Origin of the sequence: Larkinella punicea, assembly GCF_003334855.1 — a bacterium.
GTDB classification, from domain to species: Bacteria; Bacteroidota; Bacteroidia; order Cytophagales; family Spirosomataceae; genus Larkinella; species Larkinella punicea.
The window spans coordinates 57,170-76,943 of the sequence record NZ_QOWE01000018.1 but is presented as its reverse complement, the minus strand read 5'-3'; the positions used below and the strand labels follow the sequence as shown (position 1 = coordinate 76,943).

At 51.8% G+C, this 19,774-nt stretch carries 17 protein-coding genes; 7 read left to right on the top strand and 10 right to left on the bottom strand.

Annotated features, from left to right (window positions below; all coding sequences use genetic code 11):
• Positions 1 to 84: 84 nt before the first annotated feature.
• Together DUE52_RS20960 and DUE52_RS20955 are read right to left on the bottom strand one after the other, a co-directional pair.
• The gene (locus DUE52_RS20960) at positions 85 to 849 is read right to left on the bottom strand and encodes a LytR/AlgR family response regulator transcription factor (protein WP_114408009.1); all 765 of its coding nucleotides are present in this window, start codon (positions 847 to 849) and stop codon (positions 85 to 87) included.
• Positions 846 to 1,736 (bottom strand): sensor histidine kinase, encoded by an 891-nt coding sequence (locus DUE52_RS20955; RefSeq protein WP_114408008.1) that lies wholly within the window; start codon positions 1,734 to 1,736, stop codon positions 846 to 848. Before DUE52_RS20955 ends, DUE52_RS20960 begins: the two co-directional genes overlap by 4 nt.
• Before the next feature lie 415 nt (positions 1,737 to 2,151).
• On the opposite strand from DUE52_RS20955, the gene DUE52_RS20950 reads away from it, so the two are divergent.
• Together DUE52_RS20950 and DUE52_RS20945 are read left to right on the top strand one after the other, a co-directional pair.
• The gene (locus tag DUE52_RS20950; RefSeq protein ID WP_133299891.1) at positions 2,152 to 2,481 is read left to right on the top strand and encodes a hypothetical protein; all 330 of its coding nucleotides are present in this window, start codon (positions 2,152 to 2,154) and stop codon (positions 2,479 to 2,481) included.
• A gap of 130 nt (positions 2,482 to 2,611) precedes the next feature.
• Positions 2,612 to 3,010 carry a hypothetical protein gene (locus DUE52_RS20945; RefSeq protein WP_114408006.1) on the top strand — a complete coding sequence of 133 codons (399 nt, stop codon included), beginning with the start codon at positions 2,612 to 2,614 and terminating at the stop codon, positions 3,008 to 3,010.
• Positions 3,011 to 3,319: 309 nt separating this feature from the next.
• Here DUE52_RS20945 and DUE52_RS33100 read toward each other — a convergent pair whose 3' ends face one another.
• From DUE52_RS33100 to DUE52_RS20920, 4 genes are all read right to left on the bottom strand, one after another.
• Entirely contained in the window at positions 3,320 to 3,451 is a 132-nt protein-coding gene (locus tag DUE52_RS33100) for an IS3 family transposase (protein ID WP_374755914.1), read from the bottom strand.
• Positions 3,452 to 3,681: 230 nt separating this feature from the next.
• A complete protein-coding gene (locus DUE52_RS20930) occupies positions 3,682 to 4,140 on the bottom strand; it encodes an IS3 family transposase (RefSeq protein ID WP_229312246.1) in 459 nt (152 codons plus the stop codon).
• A gap of 4 nt (positions 4,141 to 4,144) precedes the next feature.
• Positions 4,145 to 4,501 carry a transposase gene (locus tag DUE52_RS20925; protein ID WP_114408002.1) on the bottom strand — a complete coding sequence of 119 codons (357 nt, stop codon included), beginning with the start codon at positions 4,499 to 4,501 and terminating at the stop codon, positions 4,145 to 4,147.
• Positions 4,502 to 4,601: 100 nt separating this feature from the next.
• Positions 4,602 to 6,236 carry a two-component regulator propeller domain-containing protein gene (locus DUE52_RS20920; protein ID WP_114408001.1) on the bottom strand — a complete coding sequence of 545 codons (1,635 nt, stop codon included), beginning with the start codon at positions 6,234 to 6,236 and terminating at the stop codon, positions 4,602 to 4,604.
• Between the two features lie 460 nt (positions 6,237 to 6,696).
• Between DUE52_RS20920 and DUE52_RS20910 the strand changes: the two genes are divergently transcribed.
• Together DUE52_RS20910 and treZ are read left to right on the top strand one after the other, a co-directional pair.
• Positions 6,697 to 8,304, top strand: coding sequence for an alpha-amylase family glycosyl hydrolase (locus DUE52_RS20910; RefSeq protein ID WP_114408097.1), 1,608 nt, complete (start codon positions 6,697 to 6,699; stop codon positions 8,302 to 8,304).
• Positions 8,305 to 8,310: 6 nt separating this feature from the next.
• A complete protein-coding gene (gene treZ / locus DUE52_RS20905; protein WP_114407999.1) occupies positions 8,311 to 10,176 on the top strand; it encodes a malto-oligosyltrehalose trehalohydrolase in 1,866 nt (621 codons plus the stop codon).
• Here the strand turns inward: treZ and DUE52_RS20900 are convergent.
• A complete protein-coding gene (locus DUE52_RS20900; protein WP_114407998.1) occupies positions 10,173 to 10,922 on the bottom strand; it encodes a glycosyltransferase family 2 protein in 750 nt (249 codons plus the stop codon). The genes treZ and DUE52_RS20900 overlap by 4 nt on opposite strands.
• Positions 10,923 to 10,980: 58 nt before the next feature.
• Between DUE52_RS20900 and DUE52_RS20895 the strand changes: the two genes are divergently transcribed.
• Positions 10,981 to 11,718 carry a class I SAM-dependent methyltransferase gene (locus tag DUE52_RS20895; protein WP_114407997.1) on the top strand — a complete coding sequence of 246 codons (738 nt, stop codon included), beginning with the start codon at positions 10,981 to 10,983 and terminating at the stop codon, positions 11,716 to 11,718.
• 15 nt (positions 11,719 to 11,733) lie between these two features.
• On the opposite strand, the gene DUE52_RS20890 is transcribed toward DUE52_RS20895, so the two are convergent.
• The 3 genes from DUE52_RS20890 to nagB form a co-directional block, all read right to left on the bottom strand.
• Complete coding sequence (locus tag DUE52_RS20890; protein WP_114407996.1) at positions 11,734 to 13,056, bottom strand: glycosyltransferase family 4 protein; 1,323 nt, start codon at positions 13,054 to 13,056, stop codon at positions 11,734 to 11,736.
• On the bottom strand, positions 13,053 to 13,793 hold the full coding sequence (locus DUE52_RS20885) for a class I SAM-dependent methyltransferase (protein ID WP_222930306.1): 741 nt from the start codon (positions 13,791 to 13,793) through the stop codon (positions 13,053 to 13,055). Before DUE52_RS20885 ends, DUE52_RS20890 begins: the two co-directional genes overlap by 4 nt.
• Before the next feature lie 185 nt (positions 13,794 to 13,978).
• Positions 13,979 to 15,937 (bottom strand): glucosamine-6-phosphate deaminase, encoded by a 1,959-nt coding sequence (nagB, locus tag DUE52_RS20880; protein ID WP_114407995.1) that lies wholly within the window; start codon positions 15,935 to 15,937, stop codon positions 13,979 to 13,981.
• Between the two features lie 213 nt (positions 15,938 to 16,150).
• Here nagB and DUE52_RS20875 point away from each other — a divergent pair, with 213 nt between their 5' ends.
• Together DUE52_RS20875 and DUE52_RS20870 are read left to right on the top strand one after the other, a co-directional pair.
• The gene (locus DUE52_RS20875; protein ID WP_229312245.1) at positions 16,151 to 17,143 is read left to right on the top strand and encodes a S66 peptidase family protein; all 993 of its coding nucleotides are present in this window, start codon (positions 16,151 to 16,153) and stop codon (positions 17,141 to 17,143) included.
• A 199-nt stretch (positions 17,144 to 17,342) separates the two neighbouring features.
• The gene (locus DUE52_RS20870; protein WP_114407993.1) at positions 17,343 to 19,727 is read left to right on the top strand and encodes an ABC transporter permease; all 2,385 of its coding nucleotides are present in this window, start codon (positions 17,343 to 17,345) and stop codon (positions 19,725 to 19,727) included.
• Positions 19,728 to 19,774 lie beyond the last annotated feature (47 nt).

Sequence of the window (19,774 nt, the reverse complement as noted above, 5' to 3'; positions counted from 1 at the left end):
AAACCTAGCCGTTCCGGATGCGGGCTGTTGGGGAATTTGACGTGAAATGGACAAAGAGCAGCCTGAAACGGACAGAACGATGGGTTACTGTTGGAGCCAGGTCAGGAATTCTCCGGCTTTTGCTTTGCTAATGATCACCGGTTCGGGTACGGGGGCGGTTAATTTGACGACTAGTTTCCGGCCAAAATACCGCTCCGCATTCACGATGCTCTGTCGATGAATAATATACTGGCGATTCGCGCGGAAAAAGGGTTGCGGAGACAATAGGGCTTCCAACTCATCCAGTGTTTGGGTAAGGACGAAGCGTTGCTGGGATTGACTGGTTGCCAAGACCACCCCGGACTCGTAATGAATGAACAAAATGTCGGCCACGGGCAGCGGAATAATCGCATCGCGGTGGTATACCAGCAGCGAGGTCGGAAAGGAGGGGAGCCTGAGTTGCTCGAGTAACTGTTTAAAAAAAGGAAGGGTCGGAAGCGGCTGCGGGGCGGCCCGAGTCAGATTTTCGTATTTTTTCAGGGCCGTCGTCAGTCGCTCCGGCTCAACAGGTTTCAGAACATAATCGATGCCGTTGGTTTCAAACGCCCGGATGGCATACTGGTCGAAAGCCGTACAGAAAATAACCGGGCATGTGATGGCAACGGTTGAAAAGATCTGAAAGCTAAGGCCGTCGGCCAGTTGAATATCGGCGAAGATCAGATCCGGTTGCGGATTGTCGTTCAACCAGCCGATTCCCTCATCGATGGACTGCAGAATCGCAGCGACTGTCCAGTCCGGGCGCAAGCGGGCGAGCAAACCGGTTAGTTCGCGGGCGGCCGGGATCTCATCTTCAATGACAATTACTCTCATACCCTCAGCAACGGGATTTTAACGGTCCAGGTGAATTCATCGGCGATAATATCGATTTTCTGCCGGGCAATCGTCTCATACCGCATCTGAATATTTTTTAAACCCAATCCCGTCGACGGCTCCACCGTATGTTTAGGCTGCCGGTTGTTGCTGACGATGAGGCTATCCTTTTCACTGTAGATGCGGATGAACAAGGGCTTATGCAACGTGGCCGTATTGTGTTTAATCGCATTTTCGAGGAGAAGCTGGATCACGAAGGGCAAAACAGACCGGGGATACACGGAGGGAGCAATGGCGATATCGCACCGGATGCTATCCCCAAATCGGGCCTTCTGAATGGACAAATACGCTTCTGCAAAGGCCAGCTCATCCTGTACCATCACCACATCGGCGGTCGTATGACGAAGCAAATAGCGATAGACCTGGGCCAGTTGAATCGTGAAGACCTTCACCGGTTCTTCCTGGCTGATGCTCTTTAGCGTATTCAGGGAATTAAACAGAAAATGAGGGCTGATCTGTTGCTTCAAAACCTCCAGACGGGCTTTCAGATTTTCCTGCTTGAGACGCTCGTTTTCCAATTTAGCCGCTTGAGATTCCTGGTTTTGTTTCAGGTAATAGGCCACAAAAAACATGAAGGAAGACAGCACACTGCCGCGCAGCAGAACCCAGGCCAAACGTCTGGAAGCCGGAATCTCCTTCCAGAGTACACTGAGATTAAATACAGAGGCCATCAGGTGATCATACGGCAAGTAAAGAGCCAGTGTAAAGAGAACACTTCCCGGGCCGACGGCCCAGCGGGGGCGAAAAAAAGAAACGATGCGCGGTTGGTTGAGCACATATTGATGAAAGACCCAGCAACTGAAACCATGTGCGAACGTGTAGGACATGGTAGCTGCATAATGGGTAAAGTCATGGTTTTCCAGTCGAATAAACCGTGGAATAGATACCAGTATGGCGACTGCCAGGGAAAGGGAGGAACCTATTTTAAGGTGAAAATCGCGCACAGGAAACAGACCGAAAAGGGTTTTAGGCAATCAGGATCATACCCAATTTCCAAATAAAGGTAAGAAATGCCATGCGTTTACCGGATTCTGATCGGGCGTTTTTACGTACCTGCGAAATCGGGGATCACTTGTAAATCGTTTCCGGGTATTTTGGCACTTTTTTTGTATTAATTTGAATTTCTCGGGCAAATGTCAGCACCGGCTTTGGCGAAGGTATCCACAAATTCACCGGGCTATGTTTTTCGGGCATTTTGCAAATTTTCAGGGGTGTAGCAACCAACAACGGCTTTACCAAATCATGATTCAGTTAACAGTTGAAGACGCGTTAAACGAATTCCTGAAAACCTTCACCGATTTCGGGTTTATCCAGGGGAATCACCTGATCTACTGGAACGAACGGTTTGCTACCGCCGATCCGGGCCGGTTCATCCCGGTTGTTGAAGCCGTGGTTCGCTACGCCATTGACCAGGGCGAAGCTGTTCCCTTTGATCGGTTTGTGCTTTTCTTAAACAAAGGTAATTTCGATTTGTATTTCCGCACCGTCAAAGCCTACACCGTCTGGTTTTACGACACACTCATGGGGATGCAGAACGCTTCTGCCAATCTGGCCAACTCGCTCGAACAGTAAGCCGATCAACCGATTTATAGGACATTTCCCAAAAGTAGCAGGGATTGACTCATCTGGGACAGGTTTTTTTTGCCCGGAAGCGGACCTTTGGTTTATCCAAAACGGACAACCAAACTAAACTTCTCACGCCATGAAAACGCTCACCAAATCCCTGATCATAGCTTTCCTGTTCACGAGCCTGACGGTTTCTTTCGCAGTAACTAATGCCAGCCAACCGAAACCCACCGGAAAAGTGCAATCGTATCAAAGCAGTCTCTACACCGATACCGAGGGTAAAATCCGCGTCGCGGTCGATAAACTGGTCGGCGGCATTGTTGAAGTCCGGCTGGTCAACAGCACCGGAAAGGAATTTTTCGTTCAGCGCGTCGGACGGCGGCAACGAATAGCCCGGATCAAAATGGCTATTGACGCATTACCCGACGGAGCCTACCAGGTGGTCGTTACCGACGGGTTTGATACCAAGGTCAACAACCTGGTGCTTACGACCCAGCCACCTGCTGTGACGGGTCGGTTGATCGCGCTCAACTAACGTTCTTATCGTAAGCCCTAAATTTAAAAAAGAGTCAATCCGTTTTGGGAAGCGTCTTAGGCTCTCCAACGGATTGACTCTTTTTGTATGGAGCCTCTTAATGGGGCCGACCTTTTTATCGGTGAGTCTCCTGTAAGGCTTCTATATTTAAACAAACTTTTTAAAAGAGGATGGTTGCCGCATCGTCGTGTGTATTTTTGTCTGAAACAAGCGGGCAATACTGGAATTGCAATAGTATACTGGAGGATTTTTTAGGCAGCCATTGAGTTTGTAAAAAAATGAAATTCACTTTGAAGAGGAGTCTGGTAATTAAGTGTCGAATGTTTCCGCCGACGGTTGTACGGCACGGGCCGCCCCGCACCCCTCGATATATTCAAATATAGCCAACCTCGCCTGGTGCCGTGTTTCAAAATTAATGTGATTAACCATCTCACACTTCAGCGTTTTGAATCGGATCGCCGAAGCGAAAGCTCTCAGCCACGGCGTTATCCCAGCAGTTACCCTTTCTGCTCATACTTTGTAAGACTTTTAGGCCCTTAAATTGATCCCGAAATTCGGTACAAGCATATTGGACACCTCGATCAGAATGAAAAAGTAATTCGCCAGTCAGGGGTCTATTTTTCAGGGCCATTTGCCAGGCCGCTATGCTGGTATCAATTGCTTTCAAATTATCACTTAGGGCCCGCACGGGCGGCCCCGCAACCGACTACCTTTCTATCTGCTAAATCTAAAATAGCAGTCAGGTATAACCAGCCTTCGTCAGTTCGAATATAGGTTAAGTCCGACACCCATTTCTGACAGGGTTTTTCGGCTGAAAAGGCTCTGTTTAACAGGTTATTAGCTATTGGATAATCATGTTTTGAATCCGTGGTTTGCACCCGATACTTTCTATACATGATGCTCTTTATATTCGCTTTACGCATCAGTCGAGCTACTCGATTACGGGATGCTTTCACCCCTAATTCACTAAGGTCATCGGTAATACGCGGACTACCATAACGGGATTGACTGCGATCGTAAACCTGCTGGATTTGAGTCAATAACTGTTGTTGCTTGAGTTCTCGGGCTCCAACAGGATGTTTGAGCCAATAATAGTAACCACTTACGCTCACCTTTAGCACTTTACACATCCTTTCAACGGAAAACTGGTTGGCGTGCTCCTCTATAAATCGGAATATCTCCCACGGTCCGCCGCGCGGTCGCCCCTGGAAAAGATGCTGAACGGCCACGGTCCGGCGCTCCGGTTTTTAATATATCGCGTTCTAATTGAGCTTCTTTGAGTTGTTTTTGAAGCTGCCGGATCTGCTTTTGTTCATCCGTCATATCGGAATATGATTTACCCGAATGGGCTGGTTTGTTATCCCGCTGTCGCCATTTACTGATTCTGCCCGAATCAATCCCTAGCTCCTCGGCCGCTTCGCGAACCGATCCTTTGGCGTAGGATAAATCGACCGGTCCGCCGGCGCGGGGCCATCTTTTTAAAGGTCTCATCAAAAACGCGCCTTTTCATAGTAGTCAAATTTAAGAATTGGCCCAAATCTGCCTAAAAAATCCCTCCAGTCAAATGTAGCAAGTCCAATAAACAGTTATGTTATTTTTTTGCTACGATTTTCATAAAGAGTTTAACGTCGTCCGAAATAGCTCCATCAACGGACTGATTAAAGAGCTTTTCTGATCCATAATCAATACCCCAATCTGTTCGATCAATGATCAGCGTGCCATTCACCTCGACAGTTCCGTCCATTCCGTCTTTAAATTGCATTTTCGCTGGAAATGTAACAGCCTTCGTGATACCTTCAATGGTCAGGTTCCCTGTAACTTTTATATTTCCATCATTAACTCTTATACTTCCATCATTTGGAACTTTTATATTTCCATCATTAACTGTTTCAACCTTCGTAATTTCGAATGTAGAAACAGGGAATTTTTTGACATCAAAAAATGCAGGTAATTGATTGAGTGAACGTTGATCAACAAAATTTTCAATTGTAGTCATGTCAACCTCAACTGCACCGCCCACCAAATGACGGTTGTCGATCAACAATGCTCCTTTTAATAGATCCACGTCCCCTGTATGGGAACCATCACCCAAAAACTTAGAACCTTCCCATCCACCAAGCAGCATAGAACCTTTCCAGACTACAACACTTTGCTTCGTATCGATGATATATTTTTTCTGACCCTCTTTATTATAAAAGTCCGTGATGGTCTTTCCATCATAACGATACGCTCCGGTCGCATCTCCAAACCAAATACTTCCATCGTTCGCTTCCAAAAGCCCCATAAAAGCATTCCCTGACCTGATTTCGGTTACCGTGGGCTTATCACTAGACAAGGACTTTGCATCATAACGGGAAAGTGCCTGGACCGTCGCATTAGCAGGATTTATTGAACCAGTAGTCCAGATGTTTCCTTTTTTATCTTCGATGATAGCATAAGCACCTCTTTCCGAAACCTTCGTAAAGGTACTGCCGTCATACCGATAGAGGCCACCGGGTAGTCGGCCTCCTTTAAAGCCATTAAAACCGCTGAGCCAAATAGTGCCTTTTCTATCTTCCATTATACCCCAAACCTCAAGAAAGGGCTCGCCTTTATGGGTTAAAGTGGTAAATGTTTTTCCGTCATAAACAAAGGCGTCGCCCCTTGTGCCAACCCACAATTTCCCGGTTTTATCTTCAATGATTGTGGTAATATCATGATTCAAATGCCCTTCTTTAAAAAAAAGCGGGGCGTTCGGGTTTTTAAAATTTCGAAAAGATTTTCCATCGTAACGGGTCAGGCCATTTCCAGTGCCGAACCAAATAATACCGGCTTTATCTTCATAAACAGACATAACCCGGTTATTGGCAAGACCCTCCGTAGTAGTGAAATGTTGAAAGGATTTTCCGTTGTAATAATAAACGCCTGAATCAGTAGTTGCGAACCAAATATTTCCTCGTCGATCTTCCAGAACATCCCAGAATCTGTGCTGACCTATTTTACTTGTAAGATTAGTAAAAGATTTTCCATTGTATCGAAAAACAGCCCCAAATGATGAGTTGTTCGGGCCTGCAATCAAAATGGTGCCATTGCTGCCTTTTTTTATATGACGAACCATTATGTTAGGCCCTATGTCCTTAATTTCGGACTTGATGTTATCTTTTGGTGCGTTTGTTTGGTTTTGTCCACAGGAAGTGCAAAAAACAAACAGCAAGAACAAAGGATATACGTGAACGAGTTTATTCATTTCAAATTTTGTTTTCAAGGATTTTAACAAAGCTAGAGGCTTTCATCCTGTCGTCCGTTAATGGCCTGTAAAAGAAGGTTAATGAGATGTAAAAGTTGTTTTTACTGGCTGCTATGCCCACTACCGACAATCCCGCACAAGATGCCTGCGTTCTCGAACGAACGGTTGGGTTCAATGACTACGACAAACGAAGCATAGCACGTATCGACCTCTACAAACGAGGCTGTTTTGGGTTGGAAAGTAAACGGGGAACTGAATCACCCGACCAACATTTTCCGAAAAAGGCGGTTCTGTTGGTGAGAAAATGTCTTAAACACCGAAAACCGGACCGAATAATCGTTTTTCGTCCTTTTTTCTCATCCCTGAACCCGTAATTGGGGTTATTAAATCAGTAGCAAACGGTCTTCCCGAAACATCCGGGATGACCGGCGTGCAGAATCATCCCGTACCCCGGACACTTATGCAAGAACAGCAAACGAAACCTCTGTGGTGGCAGGAAGGCGTCATTTACCAGATTTATCCCCGCTCCTTTCAGGATAGCAATGGCGACGGCATCGGCGACCTGCCGGGCATTCTCAAACGCCTGGACTACCTGAAAGAACTGGGCATTACTGCCGTCTGGCTTTCGCCGATTTATCCGTCACCGATGGACGACTTCGGCTACGACATTGCTGATTATCAAAATATTGACCCCTTGTTTGGCACCCTGGCCGACTTCGACACGCTGCTGACGGAGGTACACCAGCGGGGTCTGAAATTGATTCTGGATCTGGTTCCCAACCACACCTCCGACCAGCACCCCTGGTTTCTGGAATCCCGGTCGTCGCGCACCAGCCCGAAGCGCGACTGGTACCTCTGGCGGGATGCCCTCCCGGACGGTTCCGTTTCCAACAACTGGCTCAGTGTGTTTGGCGGGAGCGGCTGGGAATGGGACGAAACCACGCAACAGTATTATTACCACGCTTTTCTGAAAGAACAACCCGATCTGAACTGGCGGAATCCGGCGGTGCAGCAGGCGATGTTCGACGTCATGCGGTTCTGGCTCGAAAAAGGCGTCGACGGTTTTCGGGTGGATGTGATGTGGCATATGATCAAGGACGATCTGTTCCGCGATAACCCGCCGAATCCGGGCTACCAGCCGCACATGGCAACCTATGAGCAGCTTTTACCGGTTTTCTCCACCGACCAGCCCGACGTACACGACCTGGTTTTGAAAATGCGGGAGGTCCTCGACCAGTATCCCGAACGCATGATGATCGGCGAGATTTATCTTCCGATTCACCAACTGATGACATACTATGGGATCGACGGCAAGGGCGCGCATCTCCCCTTCAATTTTCAGTTGCTGCAACTCCCCTGGGACGCCCGCCAGATTGCCACGGCCATCGATCAGTACGAAGGGCTGCTACCGGCGGGCGGCTGGCCCAACTGGGTGCTGGGCAATCACGACCAGCCCCGGATTACGAGCCGGGTCGGCCGCGATCAGGCGCGGGTGGCGGCTCTGTTGCTCCTGACCCTGCGCGGCACGCCGACAGTCTACTACGGCGACGAAATCGGGATGCGCGACGTTCCCATTCCATTGGAAGAGGTGCAGGACCCGCAGGGGCTGAACATGCCGGACAAGAACCTGAGCCGCGATCCGGCCCGAACGCCCATGCAGTGGGATCAGCAGCCTAATGCCGGTTTTACCACCGGAAAACCCTGGCTCCGGCTGGCCGGAAACCACGCCCGCGAAAACGTGCAGGTGCAAAACGAAGACCCCGATTCGATGCTTTCGCTGCACAAACGACTGCTGGCGTTGCGGCAGCGGGAGCCTTCGCTTAGGATGGGCGATTACGTGCCGGTGTATGCCGACAACAGCCTGATGGCCTACATTCGGCAGGCAAACGGGCATCCCCGGTTTTTGATGGTGCTGAACCTGAGCCACCGACCGACTTATTTTAAACCGAAAGATCCTTCGCTGAAAGGCGTTATTGCGCTGGCCACTTCCCGCGAACGGGAAGGAAATACCGTAGGCGGAACCATCACGCTGGGTGGTGACGAAGGAATGATTATCCGACTTGATTAAACGATTATGAAAACCATTGGTGCAAACTATACCGGTAACGGTTCCTGTATGTTTACGGTTTGGGCGCCGGAGAAAGAATCCATGACGCTCCTGCTTCTCGACCCTGCCGAACGCCAAATCCCCATGCAACGCGTGGAATGGGGTTATTTTTGTGTGGAAGTGACGGATGTTCAGCCTGGTACGCGGTATTTTTTCAAACCGGACGGCGGGAAAGCCTACTCCGATCCGGCCTCTCATTTCCAGCCCGAAGGCGTCCACGGCCCCTCGGTGGTGGTCGACCATGCTGCCCACGCCTGGCAGGATCAGAATTGGCGGGGCCTGCCCTTCTGCGATCTGATTCTGTATGAACTGCACGTCGGCACGTTTACACCCGTCGGTACGTTCGAAGCCATCATTCCCCGGCTCGATGCGTTGATGGAAACCGGCATTAACGCGTTGGAAATCCTGCCTGTCGCGCAGTTTCCCGGCACCCGCAACTGGGGCTACGACGGCGTTTACCTCTACTCGGTTCAGAATTCCTACGGTGGGCCGGCCGGACTGAAAAAACTGGTGGATGCCTGCCACGCCCGCGGTATGGCGGTTTTTCTGGACGTGGTCTACAACCACATGGGTCCCGAAGGCAATTATTTCAGCCAGTTTGGGCCTTATTTCAACGCCAAATACCACACGCCCTGGGGCGACGCCATCAATTTCGACGATGAATGGTCGGATGGGGTGCGGGATTATTTTTCCAACAATCCGCTGCACTGGTTTGAACATTACCACATCGACGGGCTTCGCTTCGATGCCATTCATGCCGTGTTCGACATGGGCGCTTTCCACATCTGGGAACAGATTCACCACGAAGTCAAGGTACTGGAAAAACGCCTGGGACGTTCGTTGCACCTGGTGGCCGAATCGGATCTGAACGACCCGCGCGTCATCAAATCACCCGAAATGGGCGGTTTCGGCTTCGATGCCCAGTGGCTCGACGATTTTCACCACGCGCTGTACGTTTTGCTCCATAAGGAAGGCAAAGAGCGGTACGGCGATTTCGGCCAGATGGAGCAACTGGCCAAAGCCTACACCGACGGTTTCGTGATCAGCGGAGAATATGCTCCCTTCCGGAAACGAAAATTCGGCGCTTCGTCGGCCGGTTTTCCGGGCGATCAGTTTGTGGTTTTCAATCACAACCACGACCAGATTGGCAACCGCGTCGGGGGTGAGCGACTTTCCGTTTTGATCGATTTCGAGCGGCAGAAAGTGGCCGCAGCAGCCCTCTTGCTGTCGCCCTATGTGCCGCTGCTGTTTATGGGAGAAGAATACGGCGAAGACGCCCCGTTCTATTATTTTGTCGATCACTCCGAAGAAACGCTGATTAAAGCCGTTCAGGAGGGCCGTAAAAACGAATTTGCGGCTTTTGGCTGGTCCGACGACCCGAAGGATCCGTTTGACAAAGCAACCTTTACCGACTCCATCCTGCAATGGGAAAAGCGCACGGAAGGCAAGCACCGGATTATGCTCGACTGGTACCGGACGCTGATCGAACTGCGCCGGACCGAGCCGGTGTTGCAGAACGTCGCCAAAAATGACCTGCGCGTCACGGTTTTGGGGCAATCCGGTTTTGTTCTGAATCGCCAAACCGCCGACGGCCAATCGCATATCCTCAGCCTGTTCAATCTGTCCGACGAACCTGTTTCGTACGCACTGCCCGCCGGGGGGGCATCGTCCTGGGACAAGATTCTGGACTCGAAAGACCCCATGTGGTTGGAAGCTGTCGCGTCAGAAACCGCCCTGTTGCCCGCTCAGGCCGAACCGGGCCAGCCAATCAGCCTGCCGCCCTGCAGTGTCACCTTGTATCGCACCCACAAACCAGTCGCGAGTCCTTTTTAGCCAAAAAACCGAAACCGCACCGCCCGCGCCACAATCCGGACGTGGTTCCATAAGGCCGTTGCGACCCCGAAATGATCGGCCAGCACAGTGAACCGATCCCGGAGCGACTGCCGGTGCCGCTGAACCGATAAACCGCCGACCAGATATTTACACAAGACAAAATCGAGCCAAACTACTTTCTGAGCGGTTTTTAGACAGCGAATTTCCCAATCGACATCCGCGCTGAGGTTGTCGACCAGAAAGGGCGGAGCCAGCGTTCGGCGGGCAATAAACGCCTGATGACAGACTTTCATGCCCATCGCCATGTCGCGCCAGTTCAGGTGGCGGGGCAGGACGTGGGGCGTAATTTGGCTGCGTAACCCCAGCGCCTTGCCGTGGTCGTCCACAAACAGCGCATCGCTGTAATAGACGTCGGCGGGATTATTCCGAATCTGGTTCAGGAGCTTCGGCAAAACCGCTTCGTCGTGAAGCTCATCACCGGCATTCATAAACCAGACATAGTCGCCCGTCGCCCGTTGCTGGCCTTTGTTCATGGCGTCGTACAACCCGCGATCGGGTTCCGAAATCCAGCGGGTGATGTGTTTTTCGTACTGCCGCACGATGTCCAGCGTTCCGTCTTTGGAGTTGCCATCGATGATCAGGTACTCCACCTCGGCGCCCGGTTGGTTGGCCAACAGGCTCTGAATGGTGCGTTCCAGAAAGCGTTCGGCGTTGTAGGTGATGGTGATGATGGAAAGTAAGGGCATAGAGTGATCGCGGCAATTCACAAAAAAACGGTAATTTTACGTGCTAACCAACGGCTGAATGGAAACGAATTCAACAACCTCATCGGCACTTCAGGACGCATACCGGTCGCAATACGCTGATTCTGACCGCACCTGGCGGAATATGGGCGCCCGGATGAAGGCCGAAACCATTCATCGCCTGTGTCAATCCTACCACTTTCCGAAGATGCTGGATGTGGGTTCCGGCGACGGGGCGGTTTTGCAGCAACTCGACCAGAACCGGTTTTCGCCGGCCATGTATTCCCTCGAAATCTCGGAAAGTGGCGCCAGCCGCATCCGGGAGCGGGGCCTGTCGTCGTTGCAGAATGTGCAGCTATTCGACGGCTACAAAATACCGTATGGCCCGAAAGAATTCCCGCTGGCGACCTGCTCACACGTCATCGAACACGTGGAACACCCCCGGCTTTTGCTACGTGAAATCGCCCGGGTTTCGGAATACCAGTTTTTCGAAGTACCGATCGACTTCAGCTTTTTTGTCGACAAAAAAACCGATCACTTCCTGTCGTACGGTCACATCAATATTTTCACGCCCTCGCTGTTCAAGTTTCTGCTCAAATCCGAAGGGTTCGAAATTCTGGCCGAACACAGCGTTTTCTACGACACGGCCGCCATTCGCCATTCGGCTCCCAACACGCTGGCTTTCTGGGCGATCTGGCTGAAAACCCAAATCCTGAAATCCGTTCCGGCCCTGCGAAAAATCAAACCGAGCGCGTTTGCGGTGTTGTGTCGTAAGAAAACCGATCTGGCTATTTTTTAATTGCCCCTAAATCCCCTAAAGGGGACTTTTAGATCCGGAATCAGATGCGTCCAAGTCCCCTTTAGGGGATTTAGGGGCAATTTTTTGTTCGTACAGGCGAATATACTTCTGAGCTACCACGGTTTCGTCATAGTGCATCACCACATGGTTTCGGGCATTTTCCGACAATTGATTGAAATTGGTTTCGGATTGTTCCAGCACCCACTCAATGCCGTTGGCCAGATCCTCGACCGAGCGGTAGTTGACCAGATAGCCCGTCTGCTGATGCTGAACCATTTCCGGAATGCCGCCCACCCCAAAACCGACCACCGGCGTTCCGCAGGCCATCGACTCCATGATGGTGTTGGGCAGGTTTTCTTCCAGCGACGGAATGACGAACAAATCGGCGGCACTGTAAGCCGTGACGATCTGCTGCACACTTTTCAGGGAACCGAGAAAGTGGTAGTTGAACGGTAATTCCTGCAACAAACTTTCGTCGCCCGCTCCGAAAATCAGCAGTTCCACATCGTCGGGCTGCGTCAGTTGCTGCCGCAACAACCCCAGGGCTTTCTGGAAATACGAAAAGCCTTTGCCCACCGCCGATACTTTCGTAGCGGCAAAAAGAATAAACCGTTTGTGATCCGGCAGTTTCAATTCCCAGCGGGCAACGGCTTTCGGGATCGGAACAAACACCCTGGTATCCAATGGATTCGGAATCGAATGGACGGCTAACGTACCGAACAAGCTGCTTTGCCGCGCCCGGTTTGCCAGCCACTGACTGCACCCCACGGGCGTCAGCCGGGCGTTTTGATACGCCGTTTGCTTGCGGAGCCAGCCGCTGTGGGAGAGGTCGTCGGGCGCAGCAGTACGCAGAAACGGGCAGTTGCCGCAGTGGTGTTGGTAACCCTCGCAGGTGCCGCTGTGGTGGCAGCCGCCCGTAAACGCCCACATGTCGTGCATCGTCCAGACGACCGGTTTTTGCAACGCAAACAGCTTGCTTAACGACCGGGTCGATAAGAAACCAAACGAAGTCCAGTGAAGATGCAGAATGTCAGCCTGTTGCACGAGTGGATGATGGCTGATGTCGGTGCCGATCAGCGCAGGCGAGAAGGCAAACCGGACGTCGCGGTTGCGTTCGAAGGGCATAAAAGTCAGGCGGTCGAGCGCAAACCGGGCGGTGTTCCAGCGTTTTTGCCAGGGCGTTTGGGCGAGCGACGTCACAAACGGTTCGACCACCGGCGTGTTGGCCACCAGCATATCGGACGAAAAACCGGCCCGATTCAGCGCCTGATTGATCCGGTTAGCGGCAATGGCCGCCCCGCCAAACTGATGAAACGTGCTCAGGTGCAGAACCTTCATTTGGTAGCCGTCAGAACGATGTAGGGCGAAAACACTTTGGTTTCAACCGGAACCAGTTTGAAAAACACTTTCAGCGGAAGCCACAGGAGCTTTCGGAGCAGGCGACCCAGCAGCGGTTTTTCGGATTCACGCTCAAGCCAGAGCATAAACCGCCCGTCGTAATAGACCTTGATATTTTTCAGACCTAGCCGTTCACTGGTGGTTCGGAGCAACTCCAGATCCATCGACCGGATGTTGTGTTTGGCGTAGTTTTCCGGATCGAACGTCTTCTGAAACCAGCCGTTCAGCCCCCGGAAGTTGGGCAGGGTGACGAGTAACAAACCGCCCGGATTCAGCGATTCGACGTGTTTTTCGAGAATAACCGCCGTGTTGTCGAAGTGTTCGATGAGTCCGTTCGACGTCACCATGTCAAAACCGCGTTGGGGCGAATACTGAAACAGATCGGTTTCGATCACCCCGACGGAATGTTCCGGCAACCCGTTCGCTTTTTCCAGTTCATGCAGGATTTTCGGATGAACAACGTAGTCGAGCAGCGTGGCGTCGGTGTTCAGGTGTTTTTTCATCCAGACCGAATAATAACCCGGAAAACCGCCCAGTTCCAGCACCGACTGGATGGGGTGAGCCGCCACCAGTTGCCGGATCAGGGGCAGAAACGGGTATTTGTCTGGAATCTGGAAAATGAGCCCTTCTTTTGATTCCCAGTAATTGAGCCAGAAGGCGCGGTCGGTTAAAGTCAAGTTGGTAAAGATTGAGCGGGTTATGGCCCGCGTGTCGGCAAAAATAGACACCGGTCCGACAGATTCAAAGCCGCGCACCCGAATCCCGGCGCATATCGGCCTTAAAACGATTCAACCGACGGCAGGGTACAAAAAAAGCCCCGGCCGGAAGGGCAGGGGCTGGTCAAAAGAAGTTGGTGGGTACGTTAAAATTTCCAGCGGACAAACGCTTCCATCGCTTCGTATTCGGCCAGACCAAGCTGGTTATACAAGCCGGCCGTCGCCCGGTTGCGTTCTTCGGCGCGTTGCCAGAACTCCCGCGAATCGGAACCCTGATAGACCACGCCGTCTTTCTGCGACTGGTGTTTGAAAATACCGAGCCGTTTGCGCATCACCTGGTCGGGCGACATCGGAACCGCCATTTCGATTTCGTGAATATCCCACTCGGCCCAGGCACCGCGGTAGAGCCACACCCAGCAATCCTGCATGAAGTCCTCGTTTTTCAACCGGCGAACGGCTTCCATGATGGCGTCCAGGCAAACTTTGTGCGTTCCGTGCGGATCGGCGAGGTCACCGGCGGCATAAATCTGGTGCGGTTTTATCTGTTTGATGACGTCCATCACCACCTGAATGTCGGCTTCGCTCAGCGCACTCTTCTCCACTTTGCCGGTTTCGTAGAACGGCATGTTCAGAAAGTGGGCGTTTTCGACGGGAATTCCGACAAACCGGCAGGTCGATTTGGCTTCGCCTTTCCGGATCAATCCTTTGATGTACCGGACTTCCGTCGAATCCATTTCACTGTCTTTCTTGGCGCGCAGGAACTCGGCGGCATCGCGGAAAATCTGGGTCGCTTCGGGGCTGTCGATCCCGAATTTCTCGTTGAAATCCACCACATAATCCGCAAACCGCAGGGCTTCGTCATCGGCCACGGCAATGTTTCCAGATGTCTGATAACCCACGTGAACCTCGTGGCCCTGATCGACCAGTCGCTGGAAGGTTCCCCCCATCGAAATGATGTCATCGTCGGGGTGCGGGCTGAAAATCAGGCAGCGTTTGCTGGCGGGCAGGGCGCGTTCGGGGCGCTTCGTATCGTCGGCATTGGGCTTGCCACCCGGCCAGCCCGTAATCGTATGTTGCAGTTGATTGAAAACGTCGATGTTCAGATCGTATGCCTGGCCCACTTGCGCCAGCAAGTCGCTCATCCCGTTGTCGTTGTAATCTTTGTTGGTCAGTTTCAGCACCGGTTTTTTCAGCGAGCGCGACAGGTAGGTCACGGCTTTTTTAACCATGCTGTTGTCCCACTCAACGGTATCGACGAGCCAGGGCGTTTGCATCCGGGTCAGGTCCGACGCTGCCGCCTGATCGATCACGAACAGCGCATTGGGGTGGGTTTGGAGGTACGAAGCCGGAATGGATTCGGTAACGGTGCCTTCCAAAGCGGCCCGGATCACCGGCGCTTTGCGTTCACCCCAGGCCAGCAGAACCACCCGCCGGGCGCTTAGAATGGCGGCAACGCCCATCGTAATGGCTTTTTTCGGGGTTCTTACCAGACTCCCAAAATCCATGGCCGCAGCCGCCCGCGTCGAGTGATCAAGCATCATCAGGCGGGTGTGTGAATTGATCAGCGAACCCGGTTCGTTAAAACCGATGTGACCGTTGCCCCCGATGCCAAGCAGTTGAAAATCCAGTCCACCGTACGATTGCATTTTTTCTTCGTACGACCGGCTGAACTCAGCTACTTTGTTGACCGGAACGGTTCCGTCGGGAATATGATAATTGCCTTCCGGAATGTCGACGTGGTCGAACAATTGCTCCTTCATGAACCGCACGTAGCTTTGCAGCGAATCGGGTTCCATTGGATAATATTCGTCCAGGTTGAACGTCACCACGTTATGGAAACTCAGGCCTTCTTCGCGGTGTTGCCGGATGAGTTCGGCATACACCGTTTTGGGCGATGAGCCGGTGGCCAGACCCAGCACACACAATTTGCCCTGTTGCTGTTTGGCACGGATCAGATCCGCAATTTCGTGGGCGACGGCGCGGGACGCATCTTTCGCATCGGCGTAGATGTGCGTCGGAATTTTTTCGTACGTGATGGCCGATTGCACCGGCTCACCCGGTTTACGACCCGACGCATTTTCGACAATGGAAGGTTCAGAAATCATAACGAATGGTAGATTGTGGTTCGTGCGGTGCGGCAAAATTCGGTATACTTATTCGTAACACCAATAAAAATATTTTAAAATTTTTTAAAAATGCCGAATGCGATCTAAATTAAGGAATCGCGTCGTATTCTGGTTTATCTTGTTACTCTTTTTACCGCAATTCCTACTACTCGTTTCCGTCTCATGTCGTTTTCCCGCCGAAACTTTTTGCAAATGCTCACCGCTGCTGCGGCCATCCCGGCTTTTCGTCCACCGCTTTCCGTGATCAAACCCCCGCGGCTTAAACCGGGCGATACGGTGGCGCTGGTAGGCCCGGCGGCTCCGGCTTTCACGCACGAAACCGTGCAGGTCGCGGTAGAATCGTTGCAGGCACTGGGGTTCAAAACCGTCATTGCCAAACACGTTTTCGACCGCTACGGCTACCTCGCCGGGACCGATGCCGACCGGGCCGCTGACCTCAACGCGATGTTTGCCAATTCCAGTGTAAATGCCATCATGGCCATGCACGGCGGTTGGGGATGCGCCCGGCTGTTGCCATTGCTCGATTACAATCTGATCCGGCGGAATCCGAAAATTCTGGTCGGTTACAGCGACATAACGGCCTTGCTGCTGGGCATTTACGCCCAAACCGGGTTGGCGACGATGCACGGCCCGGTGGGTTCGGCGACGTTCAATCCGTTCACGGTGAACTATTTCCGACAGACGCTGATGGATGGTCAGGCGGTTTTGATGGAAAACCCGCACGACAAAGGCGACTTGCTGGCGCAGGTCAAAGACCGGATTGACACATTGCACCCCGGCAAAGCCCGCGGTCGGCTTGTGGGCGGTAACCTGACGGTTTTGAGCCACATGATGGGCTCTAAATACCTGCCGGACTGGAAAGACAGCATTCTGTTTCTCGAAGATATTGGCGAAGATGTCTACCGGATGGACCGGATGATTACGCAACTCAAACTGGCAGGCGTTCTGGATCAGATCAGCGGTTTTGTTTTCGGGAAATGCACCGACTGCGAGCCCGGCAAAGGCTACGGTTCCCTGACGCTGGAAGATGTTTTTCGGGATCACATTATTCCGCTGAAAAAACCGGCCTATTCGGGCGCGATGATCGGTCACATTACGCACAAATTCACCGTCCCGCTGGGCATTGAAGCCGAAATGGATGCCGACGCCGGAACGATCCGGTTGCTGGAACCGGCCGTGAAGTAATGGTTTGAGTGCCTGTCCGCCAGCGGTCAGCCCAACCGTCCATTTGCGGACAATGTACGAACCGAATGGTCTTTATTTTGCTGGAAACAAGGGTGTTAGTTCTTTGGTACGGCTTTTGGGCCTGACCTGAACAGCCTGGCTTCGTTTTCATTCCAGGTGATCGGTTTCCGGTTTTTTAAACGTCAATACCGCATCGGCTATGCTATACAATTACATAAAAATCACGCTTCGGACATTCTGGAAAAACAAGCTCTTCAGCGGTCTGAACGTAGTCGGTCTTGGAATCGGCATGGCTGCGGTGTGGCTCATGGTACTTTATGTTGCCGATGAGTTGAGTTTCGACCGGTTTCATACCAAGGCGGATCGGATTGTTCGGGTAGTTCATTATGCCCAGTGGCCGGGTGGAAATCTGAAGCTCGCTCCTACCTCCGCGCCATTTGGCCCTGCTCTGAAAAACGACTATCCGGAGGTTGAAAATGCCGTCCGGATCAGTATGGAAGGCGGTGGACAGATGACGTACAACGACAAAAAAATTGACGTAGGCGACATTATTTTCACGGATCAGTCGGTATTTGAGGTGTTTACCTTTCCGTTTCTGTTCGGCGATCCGGCGTCGGCACTGACCAAACCGCAGAGCATCGTTCTGACGAAAACCGTGGCCGAAAACCTGTTCGGAGACGCCCGAAAAGCGATCGGAAAAGTCGTTCTGTTCAGTAATAATTTCCCCAATACGGTTACCGGTGTTATTGACGATATTCCGGCCAATTCGCATTTGCGTTTCAGAGCTTTGCGCTCATTACCACCCAATTATACCAACGGCTGGCAGGCTTTTGAACTGTATACGTATCTATTGCTGACCGAAGGAAGCGACTACAAAAAGCTGGAAGCTAAAATGCCGGGTTTCTTCCAGAAATACCTGAAAAAAGAAATGGGTGATCTGACTTACCGCATTGAATTCCAGCCCCTGACCTCCATTCACCTTCACTCGCAACTCGACTACGAAATCAGTCCGAACGGCACCGCCCGCACGGTCTCCATTTTCTCGATAGTGGCAGGGCTGATTCTGCTGATTGCCTGCATCAATTACGTGAATTTGTACACGGCCCGCGCCCTGAAACGAACCCGCGAAGTCGGCGTGCGGAAAGCGATTGGCTCGCATCGGGCGCAACTAATCGGGCAATTTCTGGCCGAGTCCATGCTCATGACTTTCATGGCGGGTTTGGTCAGTACGGCGCTGGTCACACTGGCCCTCCCTTACTTCAACCAACTGTCCGACAAGGCATTGGTCATTGACAGCTTACCAAACACTTTCCTGATTGTAGCCGCCTTGTCGCTGGTGATTGGCGCGTTGAGCGGTTTATATCCTGCGCTGATGTTGTCCGGTTTTCGACCGGTGGCGGCTTTGCGAGGTCAACTTGGCAACCAGGCGGGCAGCATCGTTTTCAAGAAATCGCTGGTGGTTTTCCAGTTTGTGGCCACCATTGCGCTGATTGCCTGCTCCGGGATTGTCTATCGACAGATGGGATTTGTGATGCACAAAGATTTGGGTTTCAATAAAGAACAGGTATTGACGTTCCACATCAGCAGCCAGGAAACCCGTCAGCGCATTGAAGCCCTGAAAGAAGCCCTGATGCGTAACCCGTTGATCGAGAACGCGTCAGCCGCCAGCAATCCGATTGGCAACAACAACATTGGCGGCAACGGCATGTTCTTTGAACAAAACGGGGTCCTTTCGGCCAGCACCCAAATGGTTCAGAAGTTTTCCGTCGATTCGGATTTCCTGAAAACGATGGAAATCAAGTTACTGAACGGACGCAACTTCTCCGAATCGTTCAAAAGCGATTTGACGGGTGCGGTTTTGGTCAATGAAACGCTGGTGAAACAACTCGGCTGGAAAAATCCGGTCGGGAAGCGGTTGAAATACTACATCGACAATGACAAGAACACGGCCGAAGCCCGCGTCGTGGGAGTGGTCAAGGACTTTCACACGTACTCGCTGCAACACAAAATCGAGCCGTTGGTGCTGCAGATGCCCGCTCCTTTTGAGAAAGACAATGTCTATGTTCGGATTCAACCTGCGAAAGTTGGAGAGGCACTGGCCTACATCCGGTCGGTCTACCAAACCTTCGATCCGGCCAATACGCTCGATTTCCATTTCCTCGATGAAAACTTTTCACAGCAGTACAAAGCGGAACAGAAACAGGGGGAAATCCTGCTGACGTTCACTATTCTGGCCGTTATTATTGCCTGTCTGGGGCTGTTTGGTCTGACCGCCTTTGCGGCCGAGCAACGCACCAAAGAAATTGGCGTTCGCAAAGTGCTCGGCGCATCGGTTGCGAGTATTGTTGCCTTGCTGTCGAAAGACTTTTTGAAACTGGTATTCATCGCCATCGTTATTGCTTCACCCATTGCCTGGTACGCCATGACGCAGTGGCTCCAGAGCTTTGAATACAAGCTTGAGCCTGCGTGGTGGGTATTTGCGCTGGCAGGATTGCTGGCCATCGCCATTGCCTTCCTGACGGTGTGTTTCCAAAGTGTGAAAGCGGCCCTGACCAACCCGGTGGAAAGTTTACGAAGCGAGTAATCGTTCTGGCTACTGATCGTGGAAAAGTGCGGAAATTTTCTAATTTT

Bases quoted from the DNA above. Each gene is read 5' to 3' on its own strand.
- nagB (WP_114407995.1), bottom strand. From the start codon at position 15,937: ATGATTTCTGAACCTTCCATTGTCGAAAATGCGTCGGGTCGTAAACCG.
- treZ (WP_114407999.1), top strand. From the start codon at position 8,311: ATGAAAACCATTGGTGCAAACTATACCGGTAACGGTTCCTGTATGTTT.
- DUE52_RS20955 (WP_114408008.1), bottom strand. From the start codon at position 1,736: ATGTCCTACACGTTCGCACATGGTTTCAGTTGCTGGGTCTTTCATCAA.
- DUE52_RS20945 (WP_114408006.1), top strand. From the start codon at position 2,612: ATGAAAACGCTCACCAAATCCCTGATCATAGCTTTCCTGTTCACGAGC.
- DUE52_RS20930 (WP_229312246.1), bottom strand. From the start codon at position 4,140: ATGTGTAAAGTGCTAAAGGTGAGCGTAAGTGGTTACTATTATTGGCTC.
- DUE52_RS20900 (WP_114407998.1), bottom strand. From the start codon at position 10,922: ATGCCCTTACTTTCCATCATCACCATCACCTACAACGCCGAACGCTTT.
- DUE52_RS20875 (WP_229312245.1), top strand. From the start codon at position 16,151: ATGCTCACCGCTGCTGCGGCCATCCCGGCTTTTCGTCCACCGCTTTCC.
- DUE52_RS20870 (WP_114407993.1), top strand. From the start codon at position 17,343: ATGCTATACAATTACATAAAAATCACGCTTCGGACATTCTGGAAAAAC.
- DUE52_RS20890 (WP_114407996.1), bottom strand. From the start codon at position 13,056: ATGAAGGTTCTGCACCTGAGCACGTTTCATCAGTTTGGCGGGGCGGCC.
- DUE52_RS20910 (WP_114408097.1), top strand. From the start codon at position 6,697: ATGCAAGAACAGCAAACGAAACCTCTGTGGTGGCAGGAAGGCGTCATT.
- DUE52_RS20925 (WP_114408002.1), bottom strand. From the start codon at position 4,501: ATGAGACCTTTAAAAAGATGGCCCCGCGCCGGCGGACCGGTCGATTTA.
- DUE52_RS20920 (WP_114408001.1), bottom strand. From the start codon at position 6,236: ATGAATAAACTCGTTCACGTATATCCTTTGTTCTTGCTGTTTGTTTTT.
- DUE52_RS20895 (WP_114407997.1), top strand. From the start codon at position 10,981: ATGGAAACGAATTCAACAACCTCATCGGCACTTCAGGACGCATACCGG.
- DUE52_RS20950 (WP_133299891.1), top strand. From the start codon at position 2,152: ATGATTCAGTTAACAGTTGAAGACGCGTTAAACGAATTCCTGAAAACC.
- DUE52_RS20960 (WP_114408009.1), bottom strand. From the start codon at position 849: ATGAGAGTAATTGTCATTGAAGATGAGATCCCGGCCGCCCGCGAACTA.